Source organism: Curtobacterium sp. NPDC090223, assembly GCF_044746585.1.
In the GTDB taxonomy this organism is placed as follows: Bacteria; Actinomycetota; Actinomycetes; order Actinomycetales; family Microbacteriaceae; genus Curtobacterium.
The window spans coordinates 388,121-399,368 of the sequence record NZ_JBIVCN010000005.1; the positions used below are offsets into that span (position 1 = coordinate 388,121).

At 73.4% G+C, this 11,248-nt stretch carries 11 protein-coding genes; 9 read left to right on the forward strand and 2 right to left on the reverse strand.

What is annotated here, in order from left to right:
- Position 1: 1 nt before the first annotated feature.
- The gene (locus ACIPJY_RS14480; RefSeq protein WP_400462315.1) at positions 2 to 607 is read right to left on the reverse strand and encodes an NUDIX hydrolase; all 606 of its coding nucleotides are present in this window, start codon (positions 605 to 607) and stop codon (positions 2 to 4) included.
- Positions 608 to 834: 227 nt separating this feature from the next.
- Here ACIPJY_RS14480 and ACIPJY_RS14485 point away from each other — a divergent pair, with 227 nt between their 5' ends.
- A complete protein-coding gene (locus ACIPJY_RS14485; protein WP_400461081.1) occupies positions 835 to 1,320 on the forward strand; it encodes a hypothetical protein in 486 nt (161 codons plus the stop codon).
- Positions 1,317 to 2,141, forward strand: a complete 825-nt coding sequence (locus ACIPJY_RS14490; protein WP_400461080.1) for a zeta toxin family protein — start codon at positions 1,317 to 1,319, stop codon at positions 2,139 to 2,141. The genes ACIPJY_RS14485 and ACIPJY_RS14490 overlap by 4 nt, the downstream gene beginning before the upstream one ends.
- A 57-nt stretch (positions 2,142 to 2,198) precedes the next feature.
- On the opposite strand, the gene ACIPJY_RS14495 is transcribed toward ACIPJY_RS14490, so the two are convergent.
- Positions 2,199 to 3,161: a DMT family transporter gene (locus ACIPJY_RS14495; protein ID WP_400461079.1), complete on the reverse strand. Its 963-nt coding sequence runs from the start codon at positions 3,159 to 3,161 to the stop codon at positions 2,199 to 2,201.
- A gap of 70 nt (positions 3,162 to 3,231) precedes the next feature.
- Between ACIPJY_RS14495 and ACIPJY_RS14500 the strand changes: the two genes are divergently transcribed.
- The 7 genes from ACIPJY_RS14500 (at position 3,232) to ACIPJY_RS14530 (ending at position 11,191) form a co-directional block, all read left to right on the forward strand.
- The gene (locus ACIPJY_RS14500; protein ID WP_400461078.1) at positions 3,232 to 4,080 is read left to right on the forward strand and encodes a LysR family transcriptional regulator; all 849 of its coding nucleotides are present in this window, start codon (positions 3,232 to 3,234) and stop codon (positions 4,078 to 4,080) included.
- Positions 4,081 to 4,114: 34 nt separating this feature from the next.
- Positions 4,115 to 4,927 (forward strand): fructosamine kinase family protein, encoded by an 813-nt coding sequence (locus ACIPJY_RS14505; RefSeq protein ID WP_400461077.1) that lies wholly within the window; start codon positions 4,115 to 4,117, stop codon positions 4,925 to 4,927.
- 206 nt (positions 4,928 to 5,133) lie between these two features.
- A complete protein-coding gene (locus tag ACIPJY_RS14510; protein ID WP_400468213.1) occupies positions 5,134 to 7,293 on the forward strand; it encodes an ArnT family glycosyltransferase in 2,160 nt (719 codons plus the stop codon).
- A gap of 10 nt (positions 7,294 to 7,303) precedes the next feature.
- Complete coding sequence (locus tag ACIPJY_RS14515) at positions 7,304 to 8,023, forward strand: response regulator transcription factor (RefSeq protein ID WP_400461075.1); 720 nt, start codon at positions 7,304 to 7,306, stop codon at positions 8,021 to 8,023.
- An 11-nt stretch (positions 8,024 to 8,034) separates the two neighbouring features.
- Positions 8,035 to 9,618, forward strand: a complete 1,584-nt coding sequence (locus ACIPJY_RS14520; RefSeq protein ID WP_400461074.1) for a sensor histidine kinase — start codon at positions 8,035 to 8,037, stop codon at positions 9,616 to 9,618.
- An 87-nt stretch (positions 9,619 to 9,705) separates the two neighbouring features.
- Positions 9,706 to 10,989, forward strand: coding sequence for a glycosyltransferase (locus ACIPJY_RS14525; protein WP_400461072.1), 1,284 nt, complete (start codon positions 9,706 to 9,708; stop codon positions 10,987 to 10,989).
- A 46-nt stretch (positions 10,990 to 11,035) separates the two neighbouring features.
- Positions 11,036 to 11,191, forward strand: coding sequence for a hypothetical protein (locus ACIPJY_RS14530; protein ID WP_400461070.1), 156 nt, complete (start codon positions 11,036 to 11,038; stop codon positions 11,189 to 11,191).
- Positions 11,192 to 11,248 lie beyond the last annotated feature (57 nt).

Here is an 11,248-nt window from a genome sequence, read left to right on the forward strand (position 1 = left end):
TTCACCCTACGGACGGCAGGGCGATCTCGCGGGTGTGGTCCCACGGCTCCGTCCAGCCGAGGCGGTCGAACAGGGCGTCGAGCAGCATCGCGGTGAAGCCCCAGACCACGTGGTCGCCGCCCTCGGTGGTGACCGTGAACGCCGGGCCACGCCACTCCCTGCCGTCGCGGCGGACCACCGTGACGCCACGCTGCTCGGGCGCCAGGAGGTCACCGACGGGTACACGGAACACCGCGGCGGACTCGGCGACGTCGACGACCCGGACCGGCGAGGGGTCGCGCCACCAGCCGAGCACGGGGGTCACCATGTGCCGGGAGAACGCGAGCGGGACCGCGGGGAGCGGGCCGAGCACCTCCACGCCCGACGGGTCGAGGCCGGTCTCCTCACGCGCTTCACGGAGTGCGGCGGCGACCGGGCCGGCGTCGCCGGGGTCCAGCCGGCCGCCGGGGAAGGCGACCTGGCCCGGGTGGGCGCGGAGGGTGTCGGCGCGGGCGAGGAGCAGGACGTCGAGGTCGGGGTCCTGCGAGCTGTGCTTGCTCGGGACCCGGTCGAGTTCGCCGAAGAGGATGAGGACCGCCGCCTGCCGGGGGTCCTCGGCCGCGGGCATGTCGACCGGCCACGGCGCGACGCCGTCGGTGACGAGTGCCGCGAGCTCGTCCCGGGCGCTCACCGTCGTCCGCCGCACCACATGCCCCGATCCTCCCACCTCGGGGCTCGGGACCCCACCGGTCGCACGGCGATACGATCGCAGCAGCGGGAACGGAGTCACAGATGCAGGGTCTCGATCCCCGGCGCGGAGCCGGGCGCCGACCACGACACGACGTGGAGTCCCTGGTGGACGCCCTCACCGCGCGGATGGACGGCGATGCCGCCTCGGTCCGGGCCGCCGTGCTCCGTGTCCTGCACAGCCGGGAGCAGCAGCACCTCGCCGAGATGGAGCTCCGCCGCGGCATCTTCGAGCTCGCGGACCTCGGCGTAGCCGAGCGCGACATCGCCCGGCTCGCGGGCCTCGCCGAGCCGGAGGTGTCCCGACGCCTGACCCGGCGCGGGCTGACCGCGGCCCGGCCGTCACCGCGCGAGGTCATCTCGCAGCGCCAGGCCGGCCTGATCGACTCGGACACCATGGTGCGCGAGCTCTCGACGATGGCGATGACCCACCGGACCCCGGCACGGGACGCCGGCTACGACAGCGCCGCCGCCCAGACGGGCACCGCGAAGGAGCTCGCCGCCGCGTTCCAGGACGGGCTCATCAGCGAGGGCGAGTACGAGACCGTCCGCAAGGCGATCGCGGGCCGACTCGGCCGGGCGAACCGCCGGTGACCACCGACCTGGGCGACCGCGAGCTGCGCGACCGCACGGCCACGGAGCTCGCCGCGTTCTTGCGGGAGGCCTGCCTCGACGACCCGTGGACGGACGACCCGGCCGCGAGCAGCCGGCTCCGGTACGCCCCGGACGGCTTCCTCTACACCGCGGAACGGCTGCGCCTGCACGAGGCGCTGCTCGCCGAGCACGCCGCACGGACGCCGGCGCCGACGGACGACGGCACCCTCGCGGTGGTGGTCACCGCGGGTCCGCCCGGTGCGGGCAAGACGACGGCCCTGGCGCGGATGCCCGAGCTCGACGACTACCGGCACATCGACGCCGACGACTTCAAGGACGCCCTGCTCGACCGGGCCGCGGCCGACGGGCTGCTCGACGCCTGGACGAGCCGGGTGCTGGCGGACGGGCGACCGGTGCAGCGTCGCGAGCTCGCCGGGTACGTGCACGCCGAGTCCACCGCCGTCGCCGACACCCTGCGCCGCCGGTCCCTGCGCGACGGCGAGAACGTGGTCGTGCACGGGACGCTGTCGAGCGTGGACTACCTCGACGACCTGCTCTCCGAGCTCGACGAGGCCGGGTACGACCGCCTGCGGATCGTCGACGTCGAGGTGCCGCTCGCGTCCGCGCTCGAGCAGGCCACCGAGCGCTGGTGGCAGGTGCGCCGCGGGGGCGACCCGCTCGGCGGACGCTTCGTGCCGGAGTCCGCGATCCGGCGGTACTACCCCGAGGGCGGCGGCTCACGGTGCCGGTCGAACGCGTCCGAGCTGGAGCGTCGCGCGACCGCCCTCGGCTGGCACGTCACGGTCGAGCGGATCGGCTGAGCGCGGGGCAGCGGGGCGCGGGCACGCAGTGTGCGAGCTTGCGGACACCGTGCGACGTCAGGAGCCCCGCACGCTGTCCGGAACCTCGCACGCTGCGGGGGCGCCTCGCACGGTGCGAGCGTCGCGCGGCACGCGCGGCGCCCGCCGCCGGAGCACCCCCGACGCCAGCGCGATGCCGAGCAGGATGACCACGCCACCGACCGGCTCGTTCCACCGCACGCGCTCGCCGAGCACGAGCACGCCGAGCACCACGCCGACCACCGGCGTCAGGTATGTCACCGTGGACGCCCGCGCAGCGCCCCAGGCCTGCACGAGCCCGGTGTTCCACGCGTAGGCCAGCCCCGTGCCGAGGCACCCGAGCGCGACCATCGCGGCCACTATCCTCCAGTCCAGGTGCACGGCGCCCGTCGCGGTGAACGGCGCGACCAGCAGCATCAGCCCCGCGCCCAACGTGAGCTGGACGGTCGTCAGGGTGATCGCGTCGTACCCGCTGCCGGCGACGAACCGGCGCATGTACGCCAGACCGAACCCGTAGCAGGCCGTCATCCCGAGCAGCGCGACCTGTCCCGGCACGGTCGCCAGGACCGCCGGGTCGCCGATCAGGCTCCACGGACCGACCAGGACGAGCACCCCGAGGATCCCGAGCAGCACACCGGCGAGCTGCCGCCCTCGGAGGCGTTCCGCCGGCAGCAGCAGGGGCAGCGCGAGCAGCACCATGATCGGCGTGGTCGCGTTGTAGATGCTCGCGAGACCACTCGGCACGGTCTGCTCGGCCCACGCGACGAGGGACGACGGCACCGCGTTGAGGAACACCGCCACGACGAGCAGGTGTCCCCACAGCCGGATCGACCGGGGCCACCGACGACGCGTCACGAGCAGGATCGCGACGAGCGTCAGGGCACCGAGCAGGACCCGACCGAGCGCGACCTGCTGGGGCGAGAGACCCTCGAGGCCGATCTTCATGAAGAGGAAGCTCGATCCCCAGGTGAGTGCGACGAGCACGAACAGGATGCCGTTCATGCCGCTAGTGTCGAGCCACCGAACGGCATGAGGCAAACGCATCCGCCTCATGCGCCCATGAGGAGACCACATGCCCGTCACGATCGCGCAGCTCCGCGCCCTGGTCACGACCGTCGACCGGGGCTCGTTCACGCTCGCCGCGACCGCGCTCGGCGTCGGGCAGTCCGCGGTCTCGCACGCCGTCGCCGGCCTGGAGCGCGAGGTGGGCGGCCCCGTGCTCCGCCGCGGCGGAGCCGCAGCACCGACCCCGCTCGGTGAACGCCTGTTGCCGCACGCCCGCAGCGTGCTCGCCTCCGTCGACAGCCTGGAGGCCGTGGTCCGGCCCGGCACGGCGCGCGGCACCGTGCGGCTCGCCGCGGTCCCCACCGTCTGCCAGGGCCTGCTGCCGCGGCTCCGCGAGCTGTGGGCGGTGACGCTGCCCGGTGTCGATGTGCAGGTCTACGAGGGTGACGACGACGAGATGCCGGAGTGGCTCGAGGCCGGCACGGTGGACGCCGCGGTCCTGGTCGACCCCGCGACGATGCCGGACGGCGCGGTGGTGGTCGCGCGGGACGAGATGGCGGCCGTCGTGCGCCGCGACCACCCGCTCGCGGACGCCGGTGCGCTGACGCTCGACGACCTGCACGAGGACGGCCTGGTCGCGGGCGGCGGCGGGTGCGAGTACCAGATCCAGCGGATGCACGAGCTCGCCGGGCAGCCCTTCCGCTACGCGCACCGCGTCCGCGAGATGAGCACGATGTTCGGCATGATCCAGCGCGGCGAGGGGGTCTCGATCGTGCCGACGCTCGGCCGCGTGATGCTGCCGCCGGACCTGGTGATGGTGCCGACGCTCCCGAGGCTCGAGCGCACGCTGGTCCTCAGCGGACCGTCGTCCCGCCCGTGGAACCCGCTCACGAGCGCGCTCGTCGACGCGGTCTGACCCGCCACGGAGGCGGCCTCGGCAGGATGAGGTGATGGCCGAGACGCACGTGAAGACCTTCGCCGACCCGAACGAAGCCGCAGCCGAGGCCGCCGGCCTGGCGTGGCTCGCCGAGGCCGAGGACGCCGGTGGCACCAGGACCGCCCGCGTGCTCGACCGCCCACGCTCGACCGTGCTGGACCTCGAGCTGATCTCCGACGGGTCCCCGACCGTGGCGCAGGCGGAACGCTTCGGCCGCTCCCTCGCCCACACGCACGCCGCCGGGGCGCCGCACTGGGGAGCGCCGCCGCCCGGGTTCCCGACCGACGGGCCGCTCCGGATGGGCCGATCGCGGACACCGTTCGTCAGCGCCGCCGACGCGCCCTCGACCTGGGGCGGGTTCTTCGCCGAGTACCGGATCCGGGACTTCGTCCGCCGCATCGTCGACGCCGGCGGGTTCGACGCTGCCGAGGCGGCCGTGTTCGACCGGGTCGCCGACCGGGTGCAGGACGGCACGCTGGGCTCCCCGCAGCCGGCGCTCGTCGGGGACCGGCCGGCGCGACTGCACGGGGACCTCTGGGCGGGCAACGTGCTCTGGCCGACCGACAGCACCGAACCGACCGGGGCCGTGCTCATCGACCCGATCGCGCACGGCGGGCACGCGGAGACCGACCTGGCGCTGCTCGGGTTGTTCGGGCTGCCGCGACTGGAGACCGTGCTGGCGGCGTACGACGCCGAGTCCCGGCTGGCGTCCGGGTGGCAGGAGCGCGTCGAGCTGCACCAGCTCGCCCCGCTGCTGCTGCACGTGTTCCTGTTCGGCGGCTCCTACACGGGTGCGGCACTCCGAGCCGCGCGGCGCTACGCCTGACCACCACGCCCGTTCTTTCCCATCGCGCGCGCCCAGGAAAGTCGAAACGCGCGTAGGGGGACGGAAGGAACGTCCCACCACGCGCGAATCGACTTCCTCCGCGCGAAAGGACCGCCTACGCGCGAAGGGACCTCCGCGCGGAGTCCTTAGACGGGCCACAGGGAGCGCATGGCGGCGTTCGGGGAACACCCCGGATGCTCACTGACATGACCACGTACCCGATACCCGTGACCGATCGAGGCGACCGCGCGCACTCGGGTGCGCCGACCCGTCGCCGAGCCGCCGCGCGGCTCTTCCTCGGCGAGCGAGAGGACGCCCGCTGGCTCCGGCCGGCGTTCTGGCTGCTCCTCGTCGTCACCGCCGTCGTGTACCTCTGGAACCTCAGCGAGTCCGGGTACGCGAACAGCTTCTACGCCGCCGCCGTCCAGGCCGGCACCAAGTCGTGGGAGGCCTTCTTCTTCGGCTCCCTCGACTCGTCGAACTTCATCACGGTCGACAAGCCGCCGGCATCGCTGTGGGTGATGGTGATCTCCGCCAGGCTGTTCGGCTTCTCCAGCTTCAGCCTGCTGCTCCCCCAGGCCCTGATGGCCGTCGGGTCCGTCGCGCTGGTGTGGGGCACGGTCCGCCGGACGCTGGTCCGCCTCGGTGCGACCACGGCGAACGTCGGGGCGCTGCTCGCCGGGTTCGTCGTCGCGGCCACCCCCGCCGCGGCGCTGATGTTCCGGTTCGACAACCCCGACGCACTCCTGGTCCTGCTGATGACCGCTGGTGCGTACTGCACCGTGCGGGCGCTCCCGACGGGCAGCTGGAAGTGGATCGCACTCGCCGGCGTCGCCCTCGGGTTCGCGTTCCTGACGAAGATGCTGCAGGGGCTGCTGGTCCTGCCGGCGTTCGGCCTCGTGTACCTCATCGCGGCCCGCACGACGTGGCCGAAGCGCATCGTCGGGCTCCTGATCGCCGCGGGATCGCTCGTCGTCGGTGCCGGCTGGTGGGTCCTCGCGGTCGCACTGTGGCCCGCGGACGCCCGGCCGTACATCGGCGGCTCCACGAACAACACCGTCCTCGACCTGGTGTTCGGCTACAACGGCCTCGGCCGGATCTTCGGCGGCTCGGGCAACGGCGGCGGCGGAGGCGGGATGACCGGCGGCACCGCCGGGTCGTCGTTCGGCGGGTCGACCGGCCTGAACCGGCTGTTCTCCTCGGAGATGGGCCTCGAGATCTCCTGGCTGCTCCCCGCGGCACTGATCGCACTCGTGCTCGGCCTGGTCGTCGTCGGACGCCGGCACCTCGCCGACCCCGTCCGCGCCGGACTCGTCCTCTGGGGCGGGTGGCTCATCGTCACCGGCCTCGTGTTCTCGTACATGTCCGGCACGATCCACCCGTACTACACGGTCGCCCTCACCCCGGCGATCGCGGGCCTGGTCGGCACCGGCGGCGCGCTGCTCTGGAACGCCAGGAACCGGATGACCGGGCGCCTGGGCCTGGCCGCCATGATCGGCATCACGGCATTCTGGGGCTGGTGCCTCCTCAACGAGAACCCGACATGGCTGCCGTGGCTGCGCTGGGTGATGCTCGCCGGCGGTCTGCTCTCCGCGATCGCGATCGTCGTCGGCAGCGTCCCTTCGCTCCGGAAGCTCGTCGCCGTCGGCGTCCTCGCCGGCACGCTCTTCGGCCTCACCGGCACCACCGCCTACGCGGTGGCCACGACCACCGTCGCGCACTCCGGCTCCATCCCGAGCGTCGGTCCGTCGGGCTCGTCCAGTGGCGGGATGGGCGGCGGCGGCATGCCGGGAGGCACGGGTGGGCCCGGCGGGACCACCTCCGGTTCCGAGGACGGCGGTTCCGACAGCGCGGACTCCGGTTCGCAGACGGGTCCCGGCGGCACGCCGCCGGAGATGCCGGACGGGACGACCGGCGAGATGCCGGGCGGCACTGCGGGCGAGGCGCCCGGTGACGGGACCAGCGGATCAGAGTCGGGGACGAGCCTCCCGTCCGGTGGCGACGCGCCCGGTGGCGGAGGCGAGAGCGCCTCGACGTCCTCGGCACTGCAGAAGCTGCTCGAGGCGACGGACACGACGTGGGCCGCCGCCGTCGACGGATCGCAGTCCGCGGCGCAGCTGGAGCTCGACACGGACACCGCCGTGATGGCGATCGGCGGCTGGTCGAGCGACCCGACGCCGACGCTGGCCGAGTTCAAGGCGTACGTCGCCGACGGGGAGATCTCGTACTACATCACCTCCGGGAACGGCGGCGGGATGGGCGGCGGATCGTCCACCGCGAGTGCCATCCAGGAGTGGGTCGCGGCGAACTACGAGTCCACGACCGTCGGCGGCCAGACCGTCTACGACCTGACGAGCGGTGAGTAGGCTCGGCCCGATGGCCGACCGACCACTGCAGCGCACCGACGGGACACCCGTCCGTGCCCTCGTCGTCGACGACGAGCACGCGCTCGCCGAAGCCGTCCGCCTCGCGTTCGAGGCGGACGGCTGGTCCGTGCGTGCCGTCCACCGCGGCCGCGACGTGCTGTTCGCGGCGCGGGACTTCCAGCCGGACGTCATCGTGCTCGACGTGATGCTGCCCGACATCGACGGGTTCGAGGTGCTCGACCGGCTCCGGGACGCCCGCGACGACGTCCGGGTGCTGTTCCTCACCGCCAGGGACTCGTCCGAGGACCGGCTCGCCGGACTCACCCGCGGCGGCGACGACTACCTGACGAAGCCGTTCGGGGTGGCCGAGCTGCTGGTGCGGGCGCGGATCCTGGCACGCACGTCGGCCCGGGTGGCGTCGAGCGCCGCGGCCGGGATCACCGTCGGCGACATGGTGCTCGACGAGGACGCCAGGACCGTGACCCGGGCGGGATCCCCGATCGAGCTGACCCCGACCGAGTTCGAGCTGCTGCGGTACCTCGCGCGGAACGCGAACCGGGTGCTGTCGCGGGAGAACATCCTGACGAACGTGTGGGGGATGGACTTCGGGTCGTCGTCGAACCTGGTCGACATGTACGTGTCGTACCTGCGGCGGAAGCTGGACGCCGGGCGGTCGCCGCTCGTGCAGACCGTCCGCGGCGCCGGGTACGTGCTGCGGCCGGTCGCGTGAGCAGGGCCGGGGTGCGTCGGGTCCCGTCGCTGCGGTGGCGGATCGTCGGCGCGGTGGCACTGCTGCTCGTGCTCACCAACGTCGTCGTCGGGGTCGTCACCGTCGTGGCGTACCGGGGCTACCTGGTCGAGCGGCTCGACGCGGAGCTGTCGACGGCGGCGAGCCGGACGCTCGGGCCCGGGGACGGGAGTCCGCCGGGGTCCGGGTCCGGGTCTGGATCCGGGTCTGGCTCGTCTGCGGACGGGGCGTCCGGGTCCGGGTCTGGGTCCGGGTCTGGCTCGTCTGCGGACGGGTCGTCCGGGTCCGGGTCTGGGTCCGGGTCTGGCTCGTCTACGGATGCCGACCGTCCGGATCCGTCGAACGCGTTCATCGGGGCACCGGGGCAGGCCGCCGGGACCGTCGTCGCGATCTTCCGCGACGGGTCCTCGGTGCTCGCCGGGTACACCGACGACCGCGGGCAGCAGCACGGCCTGACCGCCGCGCAGGAGTCGACGATGTCGTCCGTCAGCGCGGACGGCTCCCCCGTGACGGTGTCCCTCGGTTCCCTCGGCACGTACCGGGCGCAGGCGATCGGGTCCGACGGCGACGTCTACGTGACCGCGCTCCCGCTCGGCGACCTCCGCGCCTCCATCGTCCGGCTGGTGGCCGTGATCGGCAGCGTGACGCTCGTCGGGCTGCTCGTCGCGCTCTGGGCCGGTGCGATGACGGTCCGCCGCGCGCTCCGACCGCTCGAACGGGTCGCGGCGGTCGCCTCGAGCGTGACCTCCCTCGACCTGGAGCGCGGCGACACCGACATCCCCGTCCGGGTCGAGTCCGCCGACCTCACCCGGAACCGCGAGGTCGGGGCCGTCGGCTCCGCACTCAACCGACTGCTCGGGCACGTGGCCCGCGCACTCACGGTCCGCCGGGACGCCGAGGCCGGCATGCGGACGTTCATCGCCGACGCCTCGCACGAACTCCGGACCCCGATCGCGACCGTGCGCGCGTACGCCGAGCTGTCCTCGTCGTCCGACGACGTCGACGCCCTGCACGAGAACGTCGACCGGATCCAGCGGGAGGCCGTCCGGATGGGGTCGCTCGTCGACGAGCTCCTGCTGCTCGCCCGGCTGGACGCGGCCGCGGCACCCGTGCCCGCCTCGGACCCGGTGGACCTGACGTCCGTCGTGGTGGAGGCGACGATGGACGCCCGTGCCACCGCACCGGAGCACCGCTGGACGCTGCAGGTCGACGACGAGCCGATCGTGGTGACGGGCGACGAGGTGCAGCTGCGCCGGGTGGTGTCGAACCTGCTCGCGAACGCCCGGACGCACACACCGCCCGGGACGGCCGTCGTGGTGTCGCTGCAGCGGGTCGCCGACGAGGTCCGCTTCGTGGTGGCGAACGACGGCCCGCCGATCCCCGCCGACGCGCTGCCGACCCTGTTCGAGCGGTTCACCCGCGGCGAGGCCTCGCGGTCGCGGGAGCACGGGACGAGCGGACTCGGGCTCGCCATCGTCCGCGCGGTCGTGGAGTCGCACGGCGGGTCGGTGCGGGTGGTGTCCGAGCCGGCGCGGACGGCGTTCACGGTGTCGCTGCCCGCCCCGCGCCAGGGCTGACCGCGCTCCGGGGTCCGATCGGGGTTCTTACCGTCGGCACAGGACCGTGCATCGGTTCCCGTAGGCCCGCTGCCGAGCATCAGCGGTATGACGGAGACGAACCAGACCCTCGACATCGACATCGTCGTCCCCTGCTACAACGAGCAGGACACGCTCGCCGCCCACGTCCGGCGCCTGCACACCTTCTGCCGGACGTCGCTGCACCACACCTGGCGGATCACGATCGCCGACAACGCCTCGACGGACGACACCGCACGCATCGCCGACGACCTGGCCGCGATGCTCGACGGCGTCGACGCGGTGCACCTGCCCGAGAAGGGCCGGGGGCGGGCGCTCAAGGCCGTCTGGGGCGCGTCGGAGGCCCGGGTGCTCGTGTACGTCGACGAGGACCTGTCGACCGACCTCGCCGCACTGGAGCCCCTCGTGGCACCGCTGCTGTCCGGGCACTCGGACCTGGCGATCGGCACCCGGCTGGCGGACTCGGCACGCGTGGTCCGCGGCGGGAAGCGCGAGTTCATCTCCCGCTCGTACAACCTGCTGCTCCGCACCACGATGGGCGTCTCCTTCTCCGACGCGCAGTGCGGGTTCAAGGCGATCACGCGCGAGGCGGCGGAGCACGTCCTGCCGCTCTGCGAGGACGACGCCTGGTTCTTCGACACCGAGCTGCTCGTCCTGGCCGAGCACGCCGGCCTTCGCGTCCACGAGGTGCCGGTGGACTGGGTGGACGACGTGAACTCGTCGGTGCAGATCGCGTCGACCGCAACGGAGGACCTCCGGGGGATGTGGCGCGTCTCCCGGGGTCTCGCGACCGGGCGGATCCCGATCGCCGACGTCTACGACGCGATCGGGCGTCGGCCGTTCACGCCGCCGCACGTCGGGATCGTCGGGCAGGTGCTGCGCTTCGGCGCGATCGGGGTCGCATCGACCATCGCGTTCGCCGTCCTCTACGCCCTGTTCCGCCCGGCGATCGGCGCGCAGACGGCGGACTTCATCGCGCTGCTGCTCACCGCGATCGGGAACACCGCACTGAACCGCCGCTTCACCTTCGGGGTGCGCGGGCGGACCGGCGCCGGGCGGCACCACGTGCAGGGGCTCGTCGTGTTCGGGATCGCCTGGGCGATCACCTCCGGGTCGCTCGTGGTGCTGCACGCCGCGGCACCCGGGTCCTCGCACGGTGCGGAGATCGCGGTGCTGACGGGAGCGAACCTGGTGGCGACACTGGTCCGCTTCGTGCTGTTCAAGGCGTGGGTGTTCCGGGCACGGCGACGCCCGGAGATCATCCGCGCCGGCACGACCCCCGCCGCCGAGGCCACGACGGAGGTGCTGCCCGTCGCAGACGCCACGACGCGCACCGCTCCGACGAGGCGCTGAGGCGGCGCGGGTACCGTGAGCGTCCCGTGACGCGAAGGAGCACCTCATGACGGACACCAGCACCCCGGACCCGGACGGCACCGAGAAGACGGACGGCCTCGGCAAGGACGGCACGATCCCGAACGACCCGGAGGGTGTCGCCGCCGGCATCACCGACGAGGACTCGCACTTCAACCCCGAAGAGGACGAAGACGCCGAGTAACGAGGCCGACGCCGAGGCCGACGCCGAGGCACGCAGCACAACGGAAACCGATCCGAA